Here is a 25039-nt window from a genome sequence, read left to right as displayed (position 1 = left end):
TCTTCGCTGCCTTGCTTGCCGTCCTGTGCGCCGCGCTCGCGGTGGCCATGGTGGTGATGTACCGCAGCAGCGCCGGCGCCCAGGTCGAGGCCGCGCGCGCCGTGGCCGAGCAGTCCTGCCGCGCCATCGCCGCGCGCTACGCGCAGTCCGTGCCGGCACCGGTGGCCGCCGCGCCACAGCTGGACCTGCTGCAGGTGCTGCTGCAACTCGTGCTGCGCGAGGCGCCGCATGTGGAGGGCGGCATCTGGCAGGCCCGGGGCGGCATGCTGGCCTACGCCTATCCCACCTACGAGGGCAGCGGTGTCAAGCGCGACGTGCCCGAGGCAGAACAGCCATTGATCGTGGAACTCGCGCAGCGCGCCGCCCGCACCCAGCAGCCGCAGGCCGACGTGCTGCGCGGCAGCCGCGAGGCGCTGATCGTCGCGGCCTGCCCGCTGGCCGCGCCGGCCCAGGACCTGGCCGCCTGGACCATGACGCGCACGCACGCTGGTGCGCTGGCCGCGCTCGGCAGCCTGTACACGGGCCTGGCCGTGCTGCTGGCCGTGGTGCTGGTCTCGGCCGTCTGGCTGGGCCTGATCCTGCGCCGCGGCATGCGCCATGTGGCGCAGCTGGAAGCCCAGCTCGTGCAGGCCGACGGCGAGCATGTGCCGGAACTCGCGCGCACCGGCGTGCTGGAACTGGACCGCATCGTCGACAGCTTCAACCGCTACCGCGCCCGCTTCGAACAGGCCCGCGCGCAGCTGCAGCAGGCCGCGCAGCAACGCAGCCGCGACCAGCGCCTGGCCGCGCTGGGCCGCATGACGGGTGGCATCGCGCACGAGATCCGCAACCCCATCGCCGCCATGCGGCTCAAGGCCGAGAACGCGCTGGCCGCCGCGCCTGCGCGCCACGGCGAGGCGCTAGAGGCCATCGTCGGCCAGATCGACCGGCTCGACGGCCTGGTGCAAAGCCTGATCGCGCTGGTGCAGCCCGTGCAGCTGGCGCCTCAGTGCGTGGACCTGCAGCCCTGGCTGGCCGAGCGGCTGGCCGGCGTGGAGCGCCAAGCGGCCCAAGGTGGCGTGCGGCTGGTGCTGGAATGCACTGCGCCGGGCGCGGCCCGCTTCGATCCCGTGCACCTGGCGCGCGCGGTCGACAACCTGCTGGACAACGCGCTGCGCCACGCACCCGCCGGCAGCGCGGTGCAGCTCTCGGCCCGGCGCACGCCCGCCGGCACGCTGCTGATCGCCGTGGACGACGCCGGCCCCGGCGTGCCCGAGGCGCTGCTGCCCCAGCTGTTCGAGCCCTTCGCCACCGGCCGCGCCGATGGCACCGGCCTGGGCCTGGCGCTGGCGCGCGAGGTGGCGCTGGCCCACGGTGGCGAGTTGCGCCATGTGGCCCGCACGCCCGGTGCGCGCTTCGAATTGGAGATGCCATGGCACGCCTGCTGATCGTCGACGACGACGATGCCTTCCGCGAAACCCTGGCCGAGACATTGCAGGGCCTGGGCCACGAGCCGGCCCAGGCCGCCGGCGGCGAGCAGGCGCTGGCGCTGGCCGCGCGCAGCCGTTTCGCCGCCGTGTTCCTGGACCACCGCATGCCCGGCATGGACGGGCTGCAGGTGCTGGCCGCGCTGCGCGCGCGGCTTGCGCATCTGCCGCCGGTCGTCGTGCTGACGGCCTACGCCAGCAGCGGCAACACCATCGAGGCCATGCGCCTGGGCGCCTTCGACCACCTGGCCAAGCCCATCAAGCGGCAGGACGTGGCCGAGGTCCTGGCCCGCGCGCTGCGCAGCGCCGATGCGCTGCAAGCCGTGCCCGCCACCGCGCCGGACAGCGAGGATGACGAACTCGTCGGCCCCAGCGAGGCCATGCGCGAGGTGCACAAGCGCATCGGCCTGGCCGCCGCCAGCGCGGCGCCCGTCCTGGTGCTCGGCGAGACCGGCAGCGGCAAGGAGATGGTGGCGCGCGCGCTGCACCGCCATTCGGACCGGGCCGGCGGCCCCTTCGTAGCCATCAATTGCGCCGCCATTCCCAAGGAACTGCTCGAAAGCGAGCTGTTCGGCCACGTGCGCGGCGCCTTCACGGGCGCCACGTCCGACCGGCCCGGCTGCTTCCGCGCGGCGGACGGCGGCGTGCTGCTGCTCGACGAGATCGGCGACATGGCCGCCGGCGTGCAGGCCAAGATCCTGCGCGTGCTGCAGGAGGGCGAGGTCACGCCGCTGGGCGGCCACCGCACGCACAAGGTGGATGTGCGCGTGGTCGCCGCCACCCACCGCGACCTGGCCCAGGCCGTGCGCGAGGGCAGCTTCCGCGAAGACCTGTTCTACCGGCTCGACGTGCTGACCGTGCGGCTGCCGCCGCTGCGCGAGCGCCTGGCCGACATCATTCCGCTGGCCGAGCACTTCCTGCGCCGCGCCGCGGCGCGGCAGGAGGGCGGGGCGCCCAAGGCCTTGTCGGCCTGCGCCGCCCAGGCCCTGGTGCGCCAGCGCTGGCCCGGCAACGTGCGCGAACTGCGCAACCTCATGGAGCGCTGCCAGGCCCTGGTGCGACACCGCGTGCTCGACGCCGCCGACCTGGGGCTCGATGGCGCCGCGCCCGTGGCGGCCGAGAACGCCGCCGCGCTGCCGGCCGACTGGCTGCAGGCCAGCCTGCCCGAGGCGGTGGAGCGGCTGGAACGCCAATTGATCGCCCACGCGCTCGCGCGCAGCCAGGGCAACCGGGCCGAGGCGGCGCGCGCGCTGGGCATCCATCGGCAGCTGCTGTACCGCAAGATGGCGCAGTACGGCCTGGAATGAGCGTCCGTTTCGCAGACACACGGCTGTCCGCCATGCATCCACCATGCCCACCGGCCCTGCGCCAAGTCCTTGATCTGCCAGGCCGGCCGGCTGGCACGGAAATCGAATCATCCCGGGCTTGCACTGCCATGCGCCCATTTCATTGACCATGTCCGACGCTTCTTCCGCTTCCCCGCCCTCGACCACCGCCGATGCACCGGCCGGCAACACGCTGCTCTGGATCCTGCTGGCCCTGGCCGCCATGTTCGCCGTGTGGCATCCGCGTGCGCCCATGGCCACGCTGGCGCTCGTGGACTGGCAGACCATCGGCGCGCTGGCCGGGCTGCTCGCCGTCACCCAGGCCGTGGAGCGCAGCGGCATGCTGCAGGCCACGGCCCAGCGCTTGCTCGCGCGCGTGCACACCTTGCGCGGCCTGGGGCTGCTGCTGACGGCGGCGGCCGCGCTGCTGTCGGCCCTGATCACCAACGACGTGAGCCTGTTCCTGCTGGTTCCGCTCACGCGCGTGCTGGCCACGCAGGCGCACCTGCCGCTGGCCCGGCTGGTGGTGCTGCAGGCGCTGGCGGTGAACGCGGGCTCGGCCCTCACGCCCATCGGCAACCCGCAGAACCTGTACCTGTGGCACCGCTCGGGCGAGAGCTTCGTGGGCTTCATGGGCATGATGGGCCCCACCGTGGCCGTGATGCTGTTCTGGCTGTTCGCAGCGGCCTGGTGGCTGGTGCCGCGCACGCCCATCGCGCTCAAGCCCGCCGCCGGGACGCAGCCCGTGCAACCGCGCCTGCTGGCCATGGCGGCCGTGCTGTTCGTGGCCTTCGTCGTGGCGCTGGACCGGCATTGGTTGCTGCCGGGCCTGGCCCTGGTCTACGGCGTGTTCCTGCTGGCCGCGCCGCGCGTGCTCAAAGGCGTGGACTGGGCACTGCTCGCCACCATCGCGCTAATGTTCGTGGTGCTGCGCCAGGTGGCCGAGCTGCCGGCCGTCGCCGCGCTGCTGCAGCAGTGGCCCATCGCCGAGGGCTGGCGCGCCTACCTGGCGGCCATCCTGGCCTCGCAGGTCATCAGCAACGTGCCCGCCACCATCCTGCTGGACGGCACGGTGCGCGACCTGCCGGCCCTGGCTGCTGGCGTGAGCGTGGGCGGCTTCGGCTGCGTGCTGGGCTCGCTCGCCAACCTGATCGCGCTGCGGCTCGCGCGCCTGCCGGACGGTCTGCGCGAATTCCACCGCATCAGCATCCCGTTCCTGCTGGTGTGCGCGGCGTCGGCCGCGCTGCTGCGCCTGGGCTGAGAGCCTGTCCCCAAAGCGGACAGGCCCTGTCCCGCCGGCATCCAGGCCGGGCCGGCAGGGCATTCGCAAGTCCTTGTTTTTGAAGGAAGGACGCGCTGGCACGCGGCTTGAGATGCACAAGACATCCCCACCAGGAGTCTTGCCATGCGACCGCTTCACCGTCCCCTCGTCCTCGCCACGCTGCTGATCGGCGCCACAGCGTTCGCCCAGCCGGCGCCCCAGCCGCCTGTCGTGCATCCCTGGGCTGCGGCCCAGTCCAACGCGCCCACCAGCACCGGCCGCCTGCAGCAGTGGCTGGTCAATCCCAACGGCGAGGTCGACGGCTTCCTGCTGGCCGACGGCACGCAGGTGGCGTTCCCGCCCCATCTCTCGGCCGGGCTGCTGCAGGCCGCCAGGCCCGGCGACAGCGTGCAGGTCAGCGGCTGGCGGGCGCCGGGCCTGCCGGTGCTGCGTGCCACCCGCATCACCGCCGGCGGCCGCAGCCTGGAAGACACGCCGCCCGCACCGGGTGCCCGTACGCCCCGTGAGCCGGGTGCACTCACGGCCATGAGCGCCAGCGGGCGCGTGGCGCGCGTGCTCTACAGCGGCCGGGGCGACGCCAACGGCGTGCTGCTCGACGGCGGCAGCATCGTTCGCTTTCCACCGCATGTCGGTGCGGTGCTCATGGCCTGGCTGCAGCCCGGCATGCCGCTGAACGCGCGCGGCTGGGGCAGCCGCAGCGCGCAGGGCATGGCGCTGGAGGCCACGGCCATGGGGCCGACGGCCGAGTCCATGCAGGAGCTGTTCGCCGGCCCCGCGGGCGGGCCCGGCCCCAAAGGCGGCCCGCGCGGCCCCCTGCCGCCCGCGCCCGTGGCCCGCGAGCCGCTGCCGCCGGCGCCGCCTGCTTCGTGAAGCCCCACGATCCGCCCCGAGAACACCATGCCCCGTGCCCAACCCCACCATGCCGCCGACGACCACATCTGGTCCGTCGAAGGCCGCTTCCAGCACCCCGTCCACAGCCCCAGGGGCGGCGTCCAGGGCTTGCTGATCACCAGCGCAGGGCTGACGCGGCCATGCACGGCGTGACTTCCAGCGCGTCCAGCACCTCGCTGCTGGCCCTGACCTGGCTGGCCTTCTTCATGGCCGATGTGCGCGACGGCCTGGGGCCGTTCCTCGCCACCTACCTGCAGGAGAGCGGGCTGCGCCAGGAACTGATCGGCGCCACCATGACGGCCGGTGGCCTGGCCGCCGTCGCCATGACACCGCTGGCCGGCGCCTGGGTCGACAACAGCCAGGCCAAGCGCGCGATGACGCTGGTGGCGGCGCTGGCCGTCACGCTCGCCAGCGCGCTGGCCTTCACCACACTCTCGCCGTCGCTGCTGGTCGCTTCGCAGGTCGTCACCGGCATCGCCGGGGCCGTGCTGGGTGCGACCATGGCCGGGCTCACGCTGGGTCTGGCGCGGGCCGACGGCTTCAAGCACCAGATAGGCCGCAACGAGGCCTTCAGCCACGCCGGCAACATGCTGTCGGCCGTGGCGGCGGGCCTGGCCGCGCACTGGTTCGGCGCGCCCTGGATCCTGGCCGTCATGGCGGCCATGGCCGCGGGCATGCTGCTGTCCGTGGGCGCCATCCGCGCGGCGGACATCGACCACGCCGCAGCCCGGGGCGACGAATCGTCCGATGCGGCGCCGCGCGCGGCCGACGACCCCGATGCCGGCGGCGTCAACGCGCTGCTGCGCAACCGGCCGCTGCTGCTGTTCGCGCTGGCCTGCGCGCTGTTCCACCTGGGCAATGCCGCCATGCTGCCCATGCTGAACCAGAGGCTGGCCGCCACCGTGGCGGATTCGGCACCGCTGCTGTGGACGGGCATCGCCATCGTGGTGGCGCAGGCCACCATGGTGCCGGTGGCGCTGTGGGTCTCGCGCAGCCGGCGGTTCGACATCGCCTGGTTCGTCTACGCCGCCATCCTCGTGCTGCCGCTGCGCGGCCTGCTGGCCTACGCGTTCACGAGTGCCTGGAACAACATCCCCGTGCAGGTGCTGGACGGCCTGGCGGCCGGCGCGATGGGCGTGGCCACGCCGCTGCTGGTGCAGCGCTACAGCGCGGGCAGCGGGCGCTTCAACACTGCGCTGGGCTTCGTCATGGCGCTGCAAGGCGTGGGCGCGGCGCTGAGCCCCGGCGTGGCGAACTGGGTGGTCGGGCCGCAGCTGCGTTTCGGCACCGCCTTCGTGGTGTTGGCGGGAGCGGCGCTGCTGGCGCTGCCGCTGTTCTGGGCGGCGCAGCAGGGCGGCCGGCGCAGCGTGCTGCCGGCCACCGCGTGAGGGCTACAGCGCGGCGACGAGCCCCGGCACGGCGTGGAACAGGTCCGCCTCCAGGCCGTAGTCGGCCACCGAGAAGATCGGTGCCTCGGGGTCCTTGTTGATCGCCACGATGACCTTGCTGTCCTTCATGCCGGCCAGGTGCTGGATCGCACCCGAGATGCCGGCCGCGATGTACAGCTGCGGCGCCACGATCTTGCCGGTCTGGCCGACCTGCAGGTCGTTCGGGGCGTAGCCTGCATCCACCGCCGCGCGGCTTGCGCCGATGGCCGCGCCCAGCTTGTCGGCCAGCGGGGTCATGACTTCGGTGAACTTCTCCGCGCTTCCGAGGGCACGGCCGCCGGAGACGATGATCTTGGCGGCGGTCAGCTCGGGGCGCTCGCTCTTGGCCAGCTCGGCACCCACGAAGCTGCTCTTGCCGCTGTCGGCCACGGCTGCCAGGCTTTCCACGGCGGCCGAGCCACCCGTGGCAGCGGCGGCGTCGAAGCCTGTGCCGCGCACGGTGATGACCTTCACCGCATCGCCGCTCTGCACGGTGGCGATCGCGTTGCCGGCGTAGATCGGGCGCTCGAAGGTGTCGGGGCCAGGCGAACGCTGGGCCGCTCCCGAGCTCGCCTGCTCCCCTTGGGGGACGGCCGAAGGCCCAGGGGCGGAAGGAATCACCTTGGTGATGTCGCTGATCTGGCACACGTCCAGCTTGGCGGCCACGCGCGGCGCGATGTTCTTGCCGCTGGCCGTGGCCGGGAACAGGATGTGGCTGTAGTTCGATGCGATGGCCAGCACCTGGGCGGCCACGTTCTCGGCCAGGCCGTGGCCCAAGCCGGCGCCGTCGGCGTGCAGCACCTTGGCGACGCCAGCGATCTGCGCGGCGGCCTTGGCGGCCTCGCCGGCGTTCTCACCGGCGACCAGCACATGGACATCACCGCCGCAGGCGAGCGCGGCGGTCACGGTGTTCAGGGTCGCGCTCTTGACGGAGGCGTTGTCGTGTTCTGCGATGACGAGGATGGACATGTTCTTGTTCTCCTTCAGATGACCTTGGCTTCGGTCTTGAGCTTGGCGACCAGCGTGGCCACGTCGGGCACCTTGATGCCGGCCGAGCGCTTGGGCGGCTCGCTGACCTTCAGCGTCTTGAGCTTGCTGGCCACGTCCACGCCCAGATCGGCCGGGGTCACGGTGTCCAGCTGCTTCTTCTTGGCCTTCATGATGTTGGGCAGCGTCACGTAGCGCGGCTCGTTCAGGCGCAGGTCGGTGGTCACGACCGCGGGCGTGGACAGCTCCAGCGTCTCCAGGCCGCCGTCGACCTCGCGCGTGACCTTGACCTTGTCACCAGCGACTTCGACCTTGCTCGCGAAGGTGGCCTGCGGCAGGTCGGCCAGGGCCGCCAGCATCTGGCCGGTCTGGTTGGCGTCGTCGTCGATGGCCTGCTTGCCCAGGATCACCAGGCCGGGCTGTTCCTTGTCGACCAGGGCCTTGAGCAGCTTGGCCACGGCCAGGGGCTGCAGCTCGGCATCGGTCTGCACGAGGATGGCGCGGTCGGCGCCGATGGCCATGGCGGTGCGCAGGGTCTCCTGGCACTGCTGCACGCCGCAGGAGACGGCGATCACCTCGGTGACCACGCCCTTTTCCTTCAGACGCACGGCCTCTTCGACGGCGATCTCGTCGAACGGGTTCATGCTCATCTTGACGTTGGCGATGTCCACACCGCTGCCGTCGGACTTCACGCGGACCTTGACGTTGTAGTCGACCACGCGCTTGGCGCACACGAGAACCTTCATGTCTGTTCCTTGTCTGTTCAGGCCGCCACGGCGGCTGCTTGCGGGGGCCGGGCCTGGCGCCGGGCCATGGAGCTGGTCATCACCGTGGCCTCGCCGTCGATGACGACCTTGCCACCGACGCGGCAGACCGTGGAAAGCACGGCCCGTGCGCGCGGCACGTCCACCGACACCACGCTCACGCAGGCGTGCACGGTGTCGCCCGGCCGCACCGGCGCGAGAAAGCGCATCTGCTGCCCCAGGTACACCGTGCCTGGGCCGGGCAGGCGGTTGGCCACGGCGGCCGAGATCACGCTGGCCGTCAGGAAGCCGTGCGCGATGCGCCCGCCGAACGGCGTGCCGGCCGCGAACTCCTCGTTGATGTGCACGGCGTTGTTGTCGCCCGAGACACCGGCGAACAGCACGATGTCGGCCTCGGTGATGGTCTTGGAGAAGGTGGCGCTCATGCCGGGGCGCAGGTCCTCGATGTCGTGGCCGTTCATGGCATTCATGGCGGCTCCTCAGAGTTGGGCGTCGTCCAGCGCCAGCGTGCTGTCCGCGCCGGCCACCACCATGTCGCGCAATGCCGGCGCCTGCACCAGCCAGTGCGTGACGAAGTGGCGCGCCGTGGCCACCTTGGCCTGCAGGAAGGCGCTGTCGCTGCTGCCCGCGGCCAGTTGCGCGGTGGCGGCCTCGGCCATGCGGGCCGACAGCCAGCCGCCCACCACGGTGCCGGCCAGGCGCAGGAAGGGCACGGCACCGGCCGCGCTGCGGGCCGGATGGGCCTGGTGGTTCTCCAGCATCCAGCGCACGCCGTCTTCCAGCGTGGCGGTGGCGCTGTGCAAGGCGTGGCCGATCTGCGTCAGCGCGGCGTCCTGCGATTCCACCAGCCGGCGCGCGTCGGCGTCCATGCGTTCGACCAGTGCCGCCATGGCCTGGCCGCCGTCGCGCGCCAGCTTGCGGCCGACCAGGTCGTTGGCCTGGATGCCGGTCGTGCCCTCGTAGATGGTGGTGATGCGGGCATCGCGCAGGTACTGCGCGGCGCCGGTCTCCTCCACATAGCCCATGCCGCCGTGCACCTGCACGCCGTCCGAGGCGATGTGCAGCGCGTTGTCGGTGCACCAGCCCTTGACGATGGGGATCAGCAGGTCCACGAGCGTGCGTGCGCAGGTGCGCTCGCCCGCGTCGGCATGGCGCGCAGCGCGGTCCATCTGGCCCGCGCAGAAGTAGGCCAGGGCGCGCATGGCCTCGGTGCGGGCCTTCATGTCCATCAGCATGCGGCGCACGTCGGGGTGGCCGGCGATGGTGCCGCTGCCGGCGCGCAGCGTCTTGCCCTGCACGCGCTCCAGCGCGTAGGCGCGCGCATGCTGCCAGGCGCGCTCGGAGATGCCCACGCCTTCCAGGCCGACGTTGAGCCGCGCGTGGTTCATCATCGTGAACATGCAGGCCAGGCCCTGGTGCGGCGCGCCGACCAGGTAGCCGATGGCGCCGTCCTTCTCGCCGAAGCCCATCGAGGCCGTGGGGCTGCCGTGGATGCCCAGCTTGTGCTCGATGGACGTGCAGGCCAGGTCGTTGCGCGCGCCCAGCGTGCCGTCGGCCTCGACCAGGAACTTGGGGCACAGGAACAGCGAGATGCCTTTCACGCCGGGCGGCGCATCGGGCAGGCGGGCCAGCACCAGGTGCACGATGTTCTCGGCCATGTCGTGCTCGCCCCAGGTGATGAAGATCTTGCTGCCGAACACGCGGTAGTGGTCACCCTCGGGCACGGCCCGGCTGCGCAGTGCCGCCAGGTCGGAGCCGGCCTGCGGCTCGGTCAGGTTCATGGTGCCGGTCCAGCGGCCCGCCACCATGTGGGGCAGAAAGCGCCGCTGCAGTTCGGGGCTGCCGTGGTGGGCGATGGCCTCGACCGCGCCCAGCGTCAGCATCTGGCACAGGCTGAAGGCCATGTTGGAGGACTTCCACATCTCCAGCACGGCGGTGGAGACCAGCGTGGGCAGGCCCTGGCCGCCCCAGGCCGTGGCGGCCGGCATGCCGTGCCAGCCGTTGTCGCAGAAGCTCGCGTAGGCGGCGGCGAAGCCGTCGGCCGCGCGCACGGCGCCGTCCTGCCAGCGCGCGCCCTGGGTGTCGCCCTGGCGGTTCAGCGGGTCCAGCACGTCGCCGGCGTAGCGCGCGGCTTCCTCCAGGATGGCCTCGACCAGGTCGGGCGTGGTGTCCTCGTGGCCGGGCAGGGCGCAGACGGCGTCCAGGCCGCCGACTTCGCGCATGGCGAACAGCATGTCGCGCAGTGGCGCGGTGTAGGTGGACATGGTGCGGTTCCTCGGGTTCAGGCGCGCACGCCGGCACCGATGGACGGTGCGGCCTGCGGCGCGGTTGCGGGGGCGGCCACCGAATCGGAGCGGCCGTGGTCGATGAAGGCCAGGGCCAGCGCACCGATCACGCCGGCGGCGCCGATGACCAGGAAGTTCTGCTCCAGCGGTAGGTTCAGCGCGACGATGAGCCCGATCAGCAGCGGCGCGGCGATGGCGCCGAGCCGGCCGATGCCGGCCGCCATGCCGATGCCGGTGGAGCGGATCGCCATCGGGTAGTACTGGCCGCAGTAGGCGTAGGCCACGATCTGCGCGCCGGTGGAGCAGGCGCCCACCATCGCGATGACGAAGTACAGCACCTCGGTCGAACTCTTGTAGGTCATGAGGTACAGGAACACGCCGCCCAGCGCGTACATGCCCACCAGCACCCACTTGATGTGGAAGCGGTCGGCCAGCCAGCCGCCGCCGATGGCGCCCACCATGGCGCCCAGGTTCAGCGCGATCACGAAGGACAGCGCCGAGCCCAGGCTGTAGCCCGACATGGCCATCAGCTTGGTCAGCCAGCTGGACAGCGCATAGATCATGAACAGGCCGGTGAAGAAGGCGATCCAGAACATCACCGTGCTCAGGCCGCGGCCGTCCTGGAACAGCCGCGCCATGGAGGCGCCCTGGGCCACGTCCTTGTGCGCCACCACGAGCCGGTCGTCTGCCGTCAGGTGCAGGCCGGGCTGCATGCGGTTGAGCACCTCGCGCAGCGGCGCCTTGTCGGCGCGCGAACTCAGGAAGGCCAGCGACTCCGGCATGGTCTTGAGGATGAAGGGCAGCAGCACCACCGGCGCGCCGGCCGCGATGAACACGGCCTGCCAGCCGTACTCGCCGATCAGCTGCTTGCCCAGCACCGCGGCCAGGATGCCGCCCAGCGCGTAGCCGGAGAACATGGCGGTGGTCAGCAGGCTGCGGATCTTCCTGGGCGCGTACTCCGTCATCTGCGCCACGATGTTGGGCATCACGCCGCCGATGCCCAGGCCGGCGATGAAGCGCATGACGCTGAACGTGACGGGGTCGCTCGTGAAGCCCGCCGCCGCGGTGAACACGCTGAACAGGAACACGCAGATGGCGATGGTGGGGCGCCGGCCGATGCGGTCGGACAGCGTGCCCAGGAACACCGCGCCGAACATCATGCCGAACAGCGCAGAGCTGGCCATGAAGCCGGCGGTGGAGGCCGTCACGCCCATCTGCTGCATGATGGCCGGCAGGGCCGCGCCGGCCACGGCGATGTCGTAGCCGTCGATGATGATGATGGCCAGGCACCACAGCAGCACCCTGGCGTGGAAGCGGTTGAAGCGGGCCGCGTCGGCCACCTGGTGCACGTCGATGTTGCGCATGTTCTTGTCTCCTGGGGTCATTCGATGGCGCTGGCGGACTGCATGCGCTCGCGCAGCAGGAACTTCTGCACCTTGCCGGTGGAGGTGCGGGGCACCTCGCCGAGCACGATGCGCTTGGGCACCTTGAAGCGCGCGAGGTGTTCGCGGCAGAAGGCCAGCAGCACGGCCTCGTCCAGCTGCGCGCCGGGCTTGGGTTCGACGAAGGCGCAGGGCACCTCGCCCCATTTGGCGTCGGGCAGGGCCACCACGGCGGCCAGCAGCACGGCGGGATGGCGGTGCAGCACGTCCTCCAGCTCGATGGAGCTGATGTTCTCGCCGCCGCTGATGATGATGTCCTTGCTGCGGTCCTTGATCTTCACGTACCCGTCGGGGTGCAGCACGGCCAGGTCGCCGGTGTGGAACCAGCCGCCCGCGAAGGCTTCGGCCGTGGCCTCGGGGTTCTTGAGGTAGCCCTTCATGACCACGTTGCCGCGGAAGAAGATCTCGCCCATGGTCTCGCCGTCGGCCGGCACGGGCTGCAGCGTCAGCGGGTCCAGCACCGCCACGGCCTGCTGCAGTGGGTAGGCCACGCCCTGGCGGCCGTTGAGCCGCGCCTGCTCGTCGGCTGGCAGCGCCAGCCATTCCTCCTGCTTGGCGCAGACGGCGCCGGGGCCGTAGACCTCGGTCAGGCCGTACACATGGGTCAGCGCGATGCCGGCGGCCTCGCAGCCCTCGATCACCGCGGCCGGCGGCGCGGCACCGGCGATCAGGCCCTGCAGCGGCTGCGCCAGCCCCGCGCGCAGTTCGGCCGGCGCGTTGATCAGCATGCTGTAGACGATGGGTGCGCCGCACATGTGGGTCACGCGCTCGCGCCGCACCAGCGGCCAGATGAGGGCGGGGTCCACGCGGCGCAGGCACACGCTGGTGCCGGCGACCAGCGCCATGGTCCAGGGGAAGCACCAGCCGTTGCAGTGGAACATCGGCAGCGTCCACAGGTACACCGGGTGGTGCGGCAGGCTCCAGGCGATCACGTTGTTGGCCGCGTTCAGGTAGGCGCCGCGGTGGTGCGTGACCACGCCCTTGGGGTTGCCGGTGGTGCCCGAGGTGTAGTTCAGCGCGATCGCGTCCCACTCGTCGGCCGGCAACTGCCAGGCGAAGTCCGGGTCGCCGCGCTGCAGCAGCTGCTCGTAGCCGATCTCGCCGAGCCGCGCGCCCCCAGGTGCGCTGTCGTCCTCGACCTCGACCACCAGCGGCCGCTGCCCGCCCAGCCGCTGCAGCGCCGGGCCGACCACGCTGGCGAACTCGCGGTCGGTCAGCAGCACGCGCGCCTCGCCGTGCTGCAGCTGGAATGCGATGGCCTCGGCATCGAGCCGGGTGTTCAGCGTGTTGAGCACCGCGCCGGCCATGGGCACGCCGAAGTGCGCCTCGAACATGGCCGGCACGTTGGGCAGCATCACGGCCACCGTGTCGCCGCTGCGCACGCCCAGGCCGGCCAGCGCGCTGGCCAGGCGGCGGCAGCGCGCATAGGTCGTGCGCCAGTCCTGCACGCGCTCGCCGTAGACGATGGCGCGGCGCTGCGGATAGACGGCGGCGGCGCGCTCGAGAAAGCTCAGCGGCGACAGGGCCACGAAGTTCGCGGCGTTTCTGTCCAGGCCCTGGGCATAGGGGTTGGGTCGGTCCATCGGTCTCCTCCAGGTGGCCCGTGCGGTGGTCGCAGCGGCGCCTGGACGAAGGATGGAACAGCAGTTTTTCCGGCTCTGGCAGCGAATGTGACCAATGATTGCGCCGTTCGCAGCGCTGTTGCACCCCGCCCCCGGCCAACGGTCGGGCGCCTAGAATTTTTGACCTACATGACGACCATCGACGCCACCGAACGCCTGCAGCGCTACGCCTCGCTGCAGGCCGCCCTGGACCTGATCGACCAGGGCTTCACGCTGATGGACGAGCAGCTGCGCCTGGTGGCGTGGAACGCCGCCTTCGGGCGGCTGCTGGATTTTCCGCCGGCCATGCTGCACGCGGGCGCGCCGTTCGCGTCCTTCATCCGCTACAACGCCGAGCGCGGCGACTATGGCCCCGGCGATGTCGAGGCCCAGGTGGCCGAGCGCGTGGCCCAGGCCCGGCGCTTCGAGGCCCACGCCTTCGAGCGAACGCGCCCCGACGGCCAGGTGCTGCAGGTGAGCGGCAGGCCGGTGCCTGGTGTGGGTTTCATCACGCTGTACTCGGACGTGACGGCCCAGCGCCAGGCCGAGCGGCAGATCCGCGAGCACGCCGCCGAACTGGAGCGCCGCGTGGCCGAGCGCACCAGCGAGCTGCGGCTGTCCGAGGCGCAGATGCGGCTGATCACCGACTCGCTGCCCGCGCTGATCGCCTACTTCGACGCGCGCAAGGCCTACCGCTACATCAACCGCGGCTATGTCGAGTGGTTCGGCCTGGACCCGCAGCGGCTGGACGCCATCAGCGCGCGCCAGTACCTGGGCGACGCCGTCTACGACAGCATCCGGCCCAACGTCGCGCGGGCATTCGACGGCGAGCCGGTCAGCTTCGAATACGAGGCGCGCTGCGTCGACGGCCGCGTGCGCACGGCCCGCACCACGCTGATTCCCGAGAAGGCGGCCGACGGCACGGTGGTCGGCTGCTTCGAGCTGACCTTCGACGTGTCGGAGCTGCGCCGCGCGCAGGAGCGGCTCGCGCACACCGAGAAGATGGAGGCGCTGGGCCAGCTGACCAGCGGCATCGCGCACGATTTCAACAACATGCTGACCGTGATCGTCGGCAACCTGGGCGCGATGCGCGAGCGCGGCATCGGCGGCGCGGCGGCGGCCGAGTTCCTGGAACCGACGCTGGCCGCCGCCGGGCGCGGCACCGGGCTGATCCGCTCACTGCTGGGCTTCGCGCGGCGCCAGCCGCTGCAGGCGCAGGCGACCGACGTGGCGGCGCTGGCCGACGCCGTGGCACGCCTGCTGCGCAGCGCCTTGCCGCGCGAACTGGCCATTGCCATCGAAGCCGACGGCGCGCCCGACGCCTGGGTCGACTCGCACCGGCTGCAGGACGCGCTGGTCAACCTGGTGCTGAACGCCCGCGACGCGCGCGCCACCCGGGTGCGCCTGTGCGCGGCCGCGGCCACGCTGGACGCGGCCCGTGCCGCCGAGCTGCAGGCCGCGCCCGGCCGCTATGTGCGCGTGGACCTGCACGACGACGGCCACGGCATGGACGCGGCCACGCGCGCCCATGTCTTCGAGCCCTTCTTCACGACCAAGCGGCCGGGCGCGGGCACGGGCCTGGGCCTGGCCATGGTCTACGGCTTCGTGCGCCAGTCCGGCGGCGGCATCGACCTGGCGAGCAGACCGGGGCTGGGCACCACGGTGTCGCTGTGGCTGCCGCTGGCCGGGCAGCCCGCCGCGCCCGCCCGGGCGGCCGAGGCAGCGCCTGGCCGCATCGCCGCGCAGGCCCTGGCCTTGCTCGTGGAAGACGACGCCGAGGTGCGCCAGGTGGTGTGCCGCGCGCTGGTGGACCTGGGCTACGCGGTGCTGCAGGCCGAGAGCGGTGCGGAGGCGCTGGAGATCCTGGGCCATGCCCAGGGCATCGCGCTGGTGCTGTCCGACGTGGTGATGCCGGGCGAGGTGGACGGCCGCGCCGTGGCCCGCCAGGCCCGCGCGGCCGGCGTGCCGCGCGTGGCGCTCATGAGCGGCTATGCCCCCGCCGCGGCCACGGCCGAGGACGCCGGCTGGCCGCTGTTGCCCAAGCCCTTCACCCAGCGCGAACTGGCGCGCTTCCTGCAGGAACTGCCCGGTGTCTGAGACGGACGCCCCCCAGGTGGTGCTGGTCGAGGACGACCCCGAGGTCGTGCGCGTGGTGCTGCTGGCGCTGGAGGGCTTCGGCTTTCGGGCCGAGGTGTTCCGCGACGGCGCCTCGGCCCAGCGCTTCCTGCGCGCCGGCCGGCCGGCGCTGTGCATCGTCGACCTGGGCCTGCCCGACATGGACGGGCTGGACCTGGTGCACGAGATCGCGCGCCGGCCCGACTGCGGCCTGCTGATCCTGACCGGGCGCGGCCACACGGCCGACCGCGTGATGGGACTGGAGGGCGGCGGCGACGACTACGTGGTCAAGCCCTTCGAGCCGCGCGAACTGGTGGCACGCGTGCGCAGCATCCTGCGCCGGCGCGGCAGTGCGCCAGGTGCGGCGCAGGAGCCGCGCCGCCAGGCCCGGTTCGCCGGCTGGAACCTGGACTGCGCCGCCGGTGTGCTGCGCGGCCCCGACGGCCGCGAGCAGTTGCTGGGCACGGCGGAGAACCTGGTGCTGCAGGCCCTGCTGCGCCAGCCCAACCAGATCCTGGGCCGCGAGCAGCTCACGGGCACACCGGAGCTGGACCTGCCCGAGCGCAGCATCGACGTGCGCATCGCCAAGCTGCGCCGCCGCCTGGAGCTGGACCCGCAGCGCCCGCGCATCATCAAGACCGTGCACGGCGTGGGCTACATGCTGTTGGGGGCGGTGGAGTGGTACTGAGCGTGCATGCCGCGGTCGTCAAACCGCAGGGGCGGCTCCTGGCGTGAAGGTCAGCGCCAGGCCGTTCATGCAATAGCGCAGCCCGGTCGGCTTGGGGCCGTCGTCGAACACATGGCCCAGGTGGCCGCCGCAGCGCGCGCACAGGGTCTCGTCGCGCACCATGCCCCAGCTGCGGTCGCTTTTCTTCTCCACCGCCTCGGGCAGGGCCTGCCAGAAGCTGGGCCAGCCCGTGCCGCTGTCGAACTTGGTGGTGGAGGAGAACAGGGGCTGCTGGCAGCCCGCGCAGGCGAAGGTGCCGGCACGCTTCTCGTGGTTGAGCGGGCTGGAGAAGGGCCGCTCGGTGCCGGCCTGGCGCAGGACCTGGTACTGCGCGGGCGTGAGCTGGGCCTTCCACTCGGCGTCGGTACGCGTCACGGCGTAGGTTTTTGCGGCGCGCGCAGTGGGCGTAAGCTGCCAGCCAACGGCCAGCGCGGCGCTGCCGCCCAGGGTGCGGAGCAGGGTTCTGCGGGCGTGGTCCAAGAGGGTTCTCCAGTTCATGCGCCGGTGCCAACCAGCACCGGCTTGTCGCGGTACAGCGCAGGGAAGACGCGTTTGAGGTTCTCGCGTTTGGGCAGATCGTGGATCGCGATGTAGGGCTGGCTCGGGTGCAGCGTCATGTAGTCCTGGTGGTAGGCCTCGGCCGCGTAGAAGGGCTTGTCCATCTCGATGGTGGTGGCGATGGGCGCGCCGAAGCTGCGGGCCGCGTCGAGCTGGGCGATGTAGGCCTTGGCGATGCGGGCCTGCTCGGCGTTCTGCGCGAACACGGTGGAGCGGTACTGCGTGCCGAAGTCCGGCCCCTGGCGGTTCAGCTGGGTCGGGTCGTGCACCACCGAGAAGTAGATCTGCAGCAGCTGGCCGAAGCCGATCTGCCGCGGGTCGTAGGTGATGCGCACGGCCTCGGCGTGGCCGGTGCGGCCCGAGCCGATGGCCCCGTAGTTGGCCGTGCGCGCGTCGCCACCGGCGTAGCCCGAGACCGCGCTGGTGACGCCCTTGACATGCTGGAACACGCCCTGCACACCCCAGAAGCAGCCGCCGGCCAGCACCGCCGTCTCGGCGGTGGCGGTGGGCGCCGCGCCGGTGTCGGCAGGCGGGGGGATGGCGACCGCGCTCTCGGCGGCCAGTGCGGGCAGGGCCTTGTAGGCCAGCACGCCGCCGCCCAGCAGCAGCGCCATGGCCGTGAGCGCGCCCCGGCGCGGCAGGGCGGGGGCCCGGGGTGGGGCAGATGTCTTCATGCGGTCCTCGTCGATGGGTCGGTCCTGGAAGTGGCGGCGCATCATGGTGCGCCAGCCCGGGGCAGCGGCACCAGCCTCAGGGCTTCATCGCGTCCTTCTTCATGCCGTCCTTGGCCATGCCGTCCTTGGCCATGCCGTCCTTCTTCATGCCGTCCTTGGCCATGGAATCCTTCTTCATCCCATCCTTGGCCATGCTGTCCTTGGCCATGGAGTCCTTCTTCATCTCGTCGGCGGCCATGGCCGAGACGGAGCCGATCGCCAGGAAGGCGGCCAGCACGGTGGTGGTGAGCTTGTTCATTGCAGAGTCCCTTGGGGTCGTTGGTGGGGAATGGGGCCGGTTCGCCATGAACGCGGCCTGGCGTGTCGCAAGCACCTGGGGCGGTCGCCCTCAGCTGCCTCCGAACCAGTTGTAGCCCTGGTCTTCCCAGTAGCCGCCAGGATTCGTGTTGGTCACGAAGATCGCCTGGATGTGTTTGGGGTTCTTGTAGCCCAGCTTGGTGGGCATGCGCAGCTTCACCGGAAAGCCGTACTTCGGCGGCAGCGGCGCGCCGTCCCAGCTCAGCGCCAGCAGCGTCTGCGGGTGCAGCGCGGTCGGCATGTCGATGCTGGTGAAGTAGTCGTCGGCACACTTGAAACCGATGAACTTCGCGCTGGTGTCGGCGCCCACGCGCGCCAGGAAGTCGGAGAAACGCACGCCGCCCCACTTGCCGATGGCGCTCCAGCCCTCCACGCAGATGTGGCGCGTGACCTGGTCGGTCTGCTGCATGGCACGCAGCTCGGCCAGCGTCCAGCGGCGCTTGTCGGCCACCAGGCCCGTGACTTCGAGCCGCCAGCTGGCTTCGTCCACCTGCCGGATCTCGTCTTCGCCGTAGTAGGCGTTGAACGGAAACGGCCGCGCGATCATGGACTCCGGGTAGGTCGGCGCCAGCTGGTTCGGGTCGAAGATCCAGCCCTGCACGCGGTCGTTGAATTGCGAGACACGGGTCAGCGCAGCCTCCACACCCGCGTTGTCGCTGATGCTGCAGCCCGTGAGCATGGACAGGCCGCCCAGCGTCAGCGTGCGCTGCAGGAAGGCCCGGCGTGCCGGCTGTTCGATGCGCCGGCCGAGCAGGCGGCGGGCCTCGGCCAAGGCGGCCTCGGCACCGATGCCCGGCAGCGCGGGACGGCGGAAGATCTTCATGCGGCCTCCTGAGCGTTGGTGTGGTGGCGGCCGGTCAGCATGGCCAGCAGCGTGCGCGGCACCAGGGCCACCATCACGAGGTGCACGGCGACGAAGCCGGCCAGCCCCGCCATGGCGACGAAGTGGATGCGGCGTGCGAACTCGTAGCCGCCCAGCAGCTCGCGCAGCAGGCCGAACTGCACCGACTTCCAGAGCACCAGGCCCGACAGCACCAGCAGCACGGTGTCCAGCCACACGAACAGGTAGGCCGCGCGCTGCACGCTGTTGTAGTGGCGCGGGTCGGCGTGGGCCAGGGCGCCGCGCAACGCCGCTTTCAGATCGCGCCAGATGCCGGCGGGCGTCAGCGGGAAGAACTTGCGCGCCAGGCGCCCGGTGGCCAGGTTCAGGAGCAGGTAGACGAGGCCGTTGGCGGCCAGCAGCCACATGGCCGCGAAGTGCCATTGCAGCGCGCCGCCCAGCCAGCCGCCGAGCGTCAGTGCCTTGGGAAACTCGAACGGGAAGACGGGCGCGGCGTTGTAGATGCGCCAGCCGCTGGCCACCAGCACCAGCACCGCCAGCGCATTGAGCCAGTGGCAGGCGCGCAGCCAGCCGGGGTGGACCGGTCCGTCGGTGGGGTGCAGGTGTTTCGGCATGGGGCGCAGTGTGGGCGGCACGCGCTGGCCGTTTCATCACGGAAACTTCAATTAATCGTGACAACTCGCCGCGCCGCTTGGTCCCACAATCCAGGCCCCATGGACACCCCCAAGCGCGTACTGATCGTCGAGGACGATGCCCACATCGCCGAGCTGATGCGCATGCACCTGGCCGACGAGGGCTATGCCGTCACGCATGCGGCCGATGGCCATGCCGGCCTGCGTGCGCTGCAGGCCGGGCGCTGGGACGCGCTGGTGCTGGACCTCATGCTGCCGGGCGTGGACGGGCTGGAGATCTGCCGCGCCGCGCGCGCCGAGCACGGTGTGGGCCGCTACACGCCCATCATCATCACCAGCGCGCGCTCCAGCGAGGTGCACCGCATCCTGGGCCTGGAGCTGGGGGCGGACGACTACCTGGCCAAGCCCTTCTCGGTGCTGGAACTGGTGGCGCGCGTGCGTGCGCTGCTGCGGCGCAGCGAGGCCATGGCGCGCAGCGCGCGCGTGGAGTCGGGCCGGCTGGAGGTCGGCGCCGTCGGCCTGGACCCGGTCACGCGCGAGGTGCAGGTCGAAGGCAGACCCATCGAGCTGACGCCGCGCGAGTTCGACCTGCTGCACTTCTTTGCGCGGCACCCGGGCCGCGTGTTCTCGCGGCTGGAGCTGCTCAACAAGGTCTGGGGCTACCAGCACGACGGCTACGAGCACACCGTCAACACCCACATCAACCGGCTGCGCACCAAGATCGAGGCCGACCCGGCGCAGCCGCGCCGCATCCTCACGGTCTGGGGCCGCGGCTACCGGCTGGTCGCGGGCGACGCCGATGCGGGGGAGGCCGCGTGAGCGCCGCGCCGGGCCGCCCCAAGCCAGCTCGCTCCCGCTTGGCGGGACAGGCCGCAGGCCGAAGGGTGCACCGGTTTGCGCTGGCCGGCTGGACGCTGTCGCGCCGCCTGTCGCTGGTGTTCGCCGTGTTGCTGCTGGCCTGTTCGGCGGTGTCTGCCTGGCTGCAGATGGCCGCCAACGAACGGCACGAACGCGAGCTGACGCAGCGGCTGTCGCTGGGGCTGGCCGCGCACATCGCCGGCAACACCGAACTGATGCGGCCCGATGGCCTGGATGCCGGCGCCGTGCACCGGCTGTTCGACATGCTGATGGCCGTGAACCCCAGCGTGGAGGTCTACCTGCTCGACCGCGACGGGCGCATCGTCGGGCAGGCGGCCCCGCCGGGCCACCTGAAACTGGACCGGGTCGATCTGGCGCCGGTGCGCCGCCTGCTGGGCGGTGCGCCGCTGCCGGTGCTGGGCGAAGACCCGCGCAACCCGGGGGCCGCCAAGGTCTTCAGCGCCGCGCCGCTGCAGGTGGACGGGCGCGATGCCGGCTATGTCTACGTGGTGCTGTCGGGCGAGGACCGCGACGCGCTCAGCGCCCGCCTGGCCGCCGGCTCGGCCCTGCGCACCACGCTGGGCGCGATCGCGCTGGTGGCGCTGCTGGGCCTGCTGGCCGGGCTGGTGGCGTTCCACGTCATCACGCGGCCGTTGCGCCGGCTCACCGCCGCCGTGCAGGAGGCCGAGCGCGGCGGCGTGGATGCCCTCGGCCAGACGCCGGCGCTGGATGCGGTGGCGGCCCGCGCCGATGAGATCGGCCTGCTGGGCCAGGCCTTCGCCCGCATGGCGCAGCGCGTGCACGCCCAGTGGAAGACGCTGTCGGCCCAGGACCAGCAGCGGCGCGAGCTGTTCGCCAACATCTCGCACGACCTGCGCACGCCGCTGACCTCGCTGCACGGCTACCTGGAAACGCTGCGCATGAAGGCCGACCTGCTCGATGCCGAGGCGCGTGGCCGCTACCTGGACATCGCGCTGGGCCAGAGCCGCAAGGTCGGCCGGCTCGCGCAGGAACTGTTCGAGCTGGCGCGGCTGGAATACGGCGTGGTGCAGCCCGAGAAAGAGCGCTTCGCGCTGGCCGACCTGGTGCAGGACCTGTTCCAGAAGTTCGAGCTGGCCGCCGAGGCGCGCCGCCAGCGCCTGGTGGCCGACATCGCGCCGGGACTGCCCGTGGTGCACGCCGACCTGGCCATGATCGAGCGCGTGCTGACCAACCTGCTGGACAACGCGATCCGCCACACGCCCGAGGGCGGCGAGATCGCCGTGCGGCTGCTGCGCGGAGCGGGTGGGGACCAGGCCGGCGTGCAGGTCGAGGTGGCCGACACCGGCCCCGGCATCCCGCGCGAGCTGCAGCCCGTGCTGTTCACGCGGCCGGCCTTCGCCAGCAGCGGCGAGCGCGGCGGCGGCCTGGGGCTCATGATCGTGCGGCGCATCCTGCTGCTGCACGGCAGCGACATCCGGCTGGAGCCGCGTCCCGGCGCCGGCGCGGTGTTCCGCTTCGCGCTGGAGTAGGGCGTGGCCGCGTCCGGCTCACCGCGCCGGCGGGCGCTGGGCGGCCCACTGCCGCAGCGCGCCCAGCACCTTCTCCACATGCTTGTCCGAATTGAGGCTGGTGTACTGGTAGGCGACCTTGCCGTCCGGCGTGATCAGGTAGGAGACGCGGTTGGCGTACTCGGGCCTGAGCGTCAGCACCGCGTCGTAGGACTTCATGATGGATTGGTCGGGGTCCGCGGCGACCGGAAACTTGCCGCGGCAGGCCGAGACCGAGAAGCGCTTCTGCACGTCGATCTCGTCGCGCGAGACACCGATCACGCTCGCGCCCAGCGCCTTGAACTCGGGGATGGCCTCGGCGAAGTTGTGCGCCTCGATGGAGCAGCCCTCGGAGAAGGCCATCGGAAAGAAGTACAGCACCACGGGGCCCTTGGCCAGTTCCTGGTGCAGCGCGTACTGGAAGACCTGGCCGCCCAAGGCGGCCTGCGCGGTGAAATCGGGGGCCTTCTCGCCCAGGTCCAGCGCAGCGAAGGCGGTGGAGGCGGTGCAGGCCAGGGCCAGGCAGACGGCGAAGCGCATGGGCAGACTCCTCGTGCAGATGCTGCTTGCGCGCCACACAGCATCTGCAAGCTGCAGCGCCGGCACGCGAGCCGGCGCATGATACGGCGCCGGGCGCGGCGCCGCATGCGCCCGGTTTTCGCCGCAACCCCCGTGCTGCCATGAATCCAAGCTTCTTGCCCTGGCGTTCCCTTCTGGTCTGGCTGTGCGCCGCCTGGCTGGTCGGCTGCACCGCCTTGCCGACCAAGCGGCCCGGTGACGCGCCGGCCAGCCAGGCCATCGCCGCCAGCGGCGACACCGTGCTGGGCCGCATCGCGCTGCGCTCCATTCCTTCGCCCGAACTGTCGGGCTTTCGGCTCATGCCGCTGGGCAGTTACTCGCTGGACGCGCGGCTCACGCTGGCCGAACGCGCGCAGAAGACGCTGGACGTGCAGTACTACCACATCCGCAACGACGAGACCGGCCGCCTGCTCATGCGTGCGCTGCGCGACGCGGCCGCGCGCGGCGTGCGCGTGCGCCTGCTGCTGGACGACTGGTACACCTCGGGCGAGGACGAGCTGCTGCTCGCGCTGGCCAGCCACCCCAACGTGGAGCTGCGGCTGTTCAACCCGTTCTGCTGCCTGCGCGGGGCCGGGCAGCTCACGCGCTTCGTGCTCTCGTTCGACTGGAACCGCGTCAACCACCGCATGCACAACAAGCTCATGGTGGCCGACGGCGCGATGGCCGTGATCGGCGGACGCAACGTGGCCAACGAGTACTACCTGCGCGGCGCGCTGGACAACTTCATCGACCTGGATGCCTTCGTCGTCGGCGCGGTCGTCACCGACCTGGCCAGGATCTTCGACGGCTACTGGAACAGCGACCCGGTGTACCCCTTGCAGATGGTGGCTGCGAGCCCGCACTCGCCCGAAGCCCAGCGCAGCATGTTCGAGATCGCCACCAATGCCGCGATGACGAAGTTGCCGGACGCGCTGCCGCCCAACGACGTGCTGGGTTACGGCCCGATCCGCGAGGACCTGGACGCCGGCCAGGTCGGCCTGATCTGGGGCACGGCCATTGCGCTGGCCGACACGCCCAACAAGGTCATGGAGGCCAAGGGCATGCTGCTCATGAACAGCGTGACCTACAACGTGCTGGACGCCATGCGCATGGCGCAGCAGGAGGTGATCGTCTCCTCGCCCTACCTGGTGCCGGGCAAGCCCGGCATGGTCTGGCTGCGCGAGATGGCCGCGCGCGGGCTCAAGCTGCAGATCCTGACCAATTCGCTGGCCTCCACCGACGAGCCCGCGGTGCACATCGGCTACAGCCAGTACCGGCCCGAGATGCTGCGCCTGGGCATCGACCTGTACGAGCTCAGCTCCAGCCGGGTCATGAAGAACAAGCGCCAGTCCATGCTGTTCGGCAGCTCGCAGGCGCGCCTGCATGCCAAGCTCGTGGTGATCGACCGCAAGACCCTGTTCATCGGCTCCATGAACCTGGACCCGCGCTCGGCCCGCATCAACACCGAGATGGGCGTGATCGTGCAGAGCCCGCAGCTCGCGCGCGAACTGCTGCGCGTGATCGACATCGACAAGCTGCAAAGCGCCTACCGCGTGCGCCTGGCGGCCAGCGGCCGCTGCTGCGAATGGCTGACCGTGGACGAGGATCTGGAGGGCGAGATGGTGTTGACGACCGAGCCCGATTCCAGCTTCTCGATGCGCCTGAAGTCCTGGCTGCTGTCGCCCTTCGTGCCTGAGCAGCTGCTGTAGGCCTGCGCCGGCGCTGTGGCAGGATGCGGCGCCATCCCGCCTGCCCCCGGAGACCGTTTTGGACCTGCGCGACCTCCAGTACTTCGAAGTCATCGCCGAGCTCGAGCACATGGGCCGGGCGTCCGAGCGGCTGCACCGCACGCAGCCCGCGCTGACGAGTTGCGTGCGCCGGCTCGAGGAAGCCTGCGGCGCCGCTCTGTTCGAGAAGACCGGCCGTGGCATCAAGCTCACGGCGGCCGGCCACGCGCTGCGCCGCTGGGCCCAGCGCACGCGGCTGGACGTGGAGAGCGCGCGGCGCGAGATCGGCGACATCGGCCGCGGCCTGGTCGGCCATGTCAAGCTGGGCATCGTGCCCACGGCCGCGCAGTTCCTGCTGCCGCCCGTGGCGCGCGACCTGATCGCCGAGGCGCCCGATGTCACGCTGCGCACCCATGTCGCGCTGGTGGACGCGCTCGCGCCGCTGCTGCGCGCCGGCGACATCGACCTCATGGTCGGCACCGAGGGCCCGCGCGAGCCCGGCTTCGCCTCGCAGCTGCTGGCCGAGGACACCATCGTCGTCGCCGCGCATGCCGGCCACCCGCTGTTCGACAAGCCACGGCCCACGCTCAAGGACCTGGCACCCTGGCGCTGGGTGCTGCAGACCCCGGGCGCACCCACGCGCGACTGGCTGGACCAGACCTTCGACCGGCACAACCTGCCGCGGCCCGTGGTGCAGGTGGAGTCCACCATGCTGCTGATGCTGCCCACGCTGATCGGCGAGACCGGCCTGCTGAGCTTCATCTCGCGCCTGCACCTGCAGGCCGGCCGCGCCGGCGCCGGGCTGCGCGAGGTGGAGATTGCAGCCGCCACCATGCGGCGCCGGCTGGTCGCGACCTGGCGCGACAGCGGCTACGTGTCCCCGGCCACGCAGCGGCTCATCGCCTTGCTGGCGCGCCACGCGCAGCACGGCGGGCTTTGACACCAAAAGCAGGATTTATCAGTTCGAAGAAAGTTTCGATTGGACCATTAGGG

General features: G+C 71.5%; 24 protein-coding genes. 12 read left to right on the top strand and 12 right to left on the bottom strand.

What is annotated here, in order from left to right; all coding sequences use genetic code 11:
* Positions 1-11 precede the first annotated feature (11 nt).
* The 6 genes from IE209_RS16405 to IE209_RS16380 all read left to right on the top strand — a co-directional run bounded on the left by IE209_RS16405 (position 12) and on the right by IE209_RS16380 (position 6352).
* The gene (locus tag IE209_RS16405; protein WP_229882889.1) at positions 12-1427 is read left to right on the top strand and encodes a sensor histidine kinase; all 1416 of its coding nucleotides are present in this window, start codon (positions 12-14) and stop codon (positions 1425-1427) included.
* On the top strand, positions 1412-2773 hold the full coding sequence (locus tag IE209_RS16400) for a sigma-54-dependent transcriptional regulator (protein WP_189688022.1): 1362 nt from the start codon (positions 1412-1414) through the stop codon (positions 2771-2773). The genes IE209_RS16405 and IE209_RS16400 overlap by 16 nt, the downstream gene beginning before the upstream one ends.
* A 148-nt stretch (positions 2774-2921) precedes the next feature.
* The gene (locus tag IE209_RS16395; RefSeq protein ID WP_189688021.1) at positions 2922-4052 is read left to right on the top strand and encodes an SLC13 family permease; all 1131 of its coding nucleotides are present in this window, start codon (positions 2922-2924) and stop codon (positions 4050-4052) included.
* A gap of 144 nt (positions 4053-4196) precedes the next feature.
* A complete protein-coding gene (locus IE209_RS16390; protein ID WP_189688020.1) occupies positions 4197-4943 on the top strand; it encodes a hypothetical protein in 747 nt (248 codons plus the stop codon).
* Positions 4944-4970: 27 nt separating this feature from the next.
* Entirely contained in the window at positions 4971-5117 is a 147-nt protein-coding gene (locus IE209_RS16385) for a hypothetical protein (RefSeq protein WP_189688019.1), read from the top strand.
* Positions 5105-6352, top strand: coding sequence for an MFS transporter (locus tag IE209_RS16380; protein ID WP_189688018.1), 1248 nt, complete (start codon positions 5105-5107; stop codon positions 6350-6352). The genes IE209_RS16385 and IE209_RS16380 overlap by 13 nt, the downstream gene beginning before the upstream one ends.
* A gap of 3 nt (positions 6353-6355) precedes the next feature.
* Here IE209_RS16380 and IE209_RS16375 read toward each other — a convergent pair whose 3' ends face one another.
* The 6 genes from IE209_RS16375 to IE209_RS16350 are packed head-to-tail and all read right to left on the bottom strand — an operon-like array spanning position 6356 to position 13452.
* Positions 6356-7360 (bottom strand): electron transfer flavoprotein subunit alpha/FixB family protein, encoded by a 1005-nt coding sequence (locus IE209_RS16375; RefSeq protein ID WP_189688017.1) that lies wholly within the window; start codon positions 7358-7360, stop codon positions 6356-6358.
* A 14-nt stretch (positions 7361-7374) separates the two neighbouring features.
* Complete coding sequence (locus IE209_RS16370; protein ID WP_189688016.1) at positions 7375-8124, bottom strand: electron transfer flavoprotein subunit beta/FixA family protein; 750 nt, start codon at positions 8122-8124, stop codon at positions 7375-7377.
* A 17-nt stretch (positions 8125-8141) separates the two neighbouring features.
* The gene (locus IE209_RS16365) at positions 8142-8612 is read right to left on the bottom strand and encodes a MaoC family dehydratase (protein ID WP_189688015.1); all 471 of its coding nucleotides are present in this window, start codon (positions 8610-8612) and stop codon (positions 8142-8144) included.
* Between the two features lie 9 nt (positions 8613-8621).
* On the bottom strand, positions 8622-10406 hold the full coding sequence (locus IE209_RS16360; protein WP_189688014.1) for an acyl-CoA dehydrogenase: 1785 nt from the start codon (positions 10404-10406) through the stop codon (positions 8622-8624).
* A gap of 17 nt (positions 10407-10423) precedes the next feature.
* Entirely contained in the window at positions 10424-11791 is a 1368-nt protein-coding gene (locus IE209_RS16355; protein WP_189688013.1) for an MFS transporter, read from the bottom strand.
* 17 nt (positions 11792-11808) lie between these two features.
* Positions 11809-13452: an acyl-CoA synthetase gene (locus IE209_RS16350; RefSeq protein WP_189688012.1), complete on the bottom strand. Its 1644-nt coding sequence runs from the start codon at positions 13450-13452 to the stop codon at positions 11809-11811.
* Positions 13453-13620: 168 nt separating this feature from the next.
* Between IE209_RS16350 and IE209_RS16345 the strand changes: the two genes are divergently transcribed.
* Together IE209_RS16345 and IE209_RS16340 are read left to right on the top strand one after the other, a co-directional pair.
* On the top strand, positions 13621-15567 hold the full coding sequence (locus tag IE209_RS16345; RefSeq protein WP_189688011.1) for a PAS-domain containing protein: 1947 nt from the start codon (positions 13621-13623) through the stop codon (positions 15565-15567).
* On the top strand, positions 15560-16273 hold the full coding sequence (locus IE209_RS16340; protein WP_229882888.1) for a response regulator transcription factor: 714 nt from the start codon (positions 15560-15562) through the stop codon (positions 16271-16273). Before IE209_RS16345 ends, IE209_RS16340 begins: the two co-directional genes overlap by 8 nt.
* Before the next feature lie 18 nt (positions 16274-16291).
* Here the strand turns inward: IE209_RS16340 and msrB are convergent, their stop codons facing one another.
* From msrB to IE209_RS16315, 5 genes are all read right to left on the bottom strand, one after another.
* Positions 16292-16810 (bottom strand): peptide-methionine (R)-S-oxide reductase MsrB, encoded by a 519-nt coding sequence (msrB, locus tag IE209_RS16335; RefSeq protein ID WP_189688009.1) that lies wholly within the window; start codon positions 16808-16810, stop codon positions 16292-16294.
* Entirely contained in the window at positions 16807-17544 is a 738-nt protein-coding gene (gene msrA / locus IE209_RS16330; RefSeq protein WP_189688008.1) for a peptide-methionine (S)-S-oxide reductase MsrA, read from the bottom strand. Before msrA ends, msrB begins: the two co-directional genes overlap by 4 nt.
* A gap of 76 nt (positions 17545-17620) precedes the next feature.
* A complete protein-coding gene (locus IE209_RS16325) occupies positions 17621-17842 on the bottom strand; it encodes a pentapeptide MXKDX repeat protein (RefSeq protein ID WP_189688007.1) in 222 nt (73 codons plus the stop codon).
* Positions 17843-17932: 90 nt separating this feature from the next.
* Positions 17933-18724 carry a molybdopterin-dependent oxidoreductase gene (locus tag IE209_RS16320; RefSeq protein WP_189688006.1) on the bottom strand — a complete coding sequence of 264 codons (792 nt, stop codon included), beginning with the start codon at positions 18722-18724 and terminating at the stop codon, positions 17933-17935.
* Entirely contained in the window at positions 18721-19356 is a 636-nt protein-coding gene (locus IE209_RS16315; RefSeq protein ID WP_189688005.1) for a cytochrome b/b6 domain-containing protein, read from the bottom strand. Before IE209_RS16315 ends, IE209_RS16320 begins: the two co-directional genes overlap by 4 nt.
* 99 nt (positions 19357-19455) lie before the next feature.
* On the opposite strand from IE209_RS16315, the gene IE209_RS16310 reads away from it, so the two are divergent.
* Together IE209_RS16310 and IE209_RS16305 are read left to right on the top strand one after the other, a co-directional pair.
* On the top strand, positions 19456-20193 hold the full coding sequence (locus IE209_RS16310; protein ID WP_189688004.1) for a response regulator transcription factor: 738 nt from the start codon (positions 19456-19458) through the stop codon (positions 20191-20193).
* Positions 20194-20258: 65 nt separating this feature from the next.
* Positions 20259-21743, top strand: a complete 1485-nt coding sequence (locus IE209_RS16305; RefSeq protein WP_229882887.1) for a sensor histidine kinase — start codon at positions 20259-20261, stop codon at positions 21741-21743.
* 18 nt (positions 21744-21761) lie between these two features.
* On the opposite strand, the gene IE209_RS16300 is transcribed toward IE209_RS16305, so the two are convergent.
* Positions 21762-22301: a peroxiredoxin gene (locus IE209_RS16300; protein WP_189688003.1), complete on the bottom strand. Its 540-nt coding sequence runs from the start codon at positions 22299-22301 to the stop codon at positions 21762-21764.
* Between the two features lie 140 nt (positions 22302-22441).
* On the opposite strand from IE209_RS16300, the gene IE209_RS16295 reads away from it, so the two are divergent.
* Together IE209_RS16295 and IE209_RS16290 are read left to right on the top strand one after the other, a co-directional pair.
* Complete coding sequence (locus IE209_RS16295) at positions 22442-24028, top strand: phospholipase D family protein (RefSeq protein ID WP_189688002.1); 1587 nt, start codon at positions 22442-22444, stop codon at positions 24026-24028.
* A gap of 58 nt (positions 24029-24086) precedes the next feature.
* Positions 24087-24986, top strand: coding sequence for a LysR family transcriptional regulator (locus tag IE209_RS16290; RefSeq protein ID WP_189688001.1), 900 nt, complete (start codon positions 24087-24089; stop codon positions 24984-24986).
* The last annotated feature ends 53 nt before the right edge of the window (positions 24987-25039 follow it).

The organism is Pseudorhodoferax aquiterrae (genome assembly GCF_014652235.1).
GTDB classification, from domain to species: Bacteria; Pseudomonadota; Gammaproteobacteria; order Burkholderiales; family Burkholderiaceae_C; genus Pseudorhodoferax; species Pseudorhodoferax aquiterrae.
The sequence above is the reverse complement of the archived record's forward strand: the minus strand, read 5'-3'. Positions and strand labels throughout refer to the sequence as shown.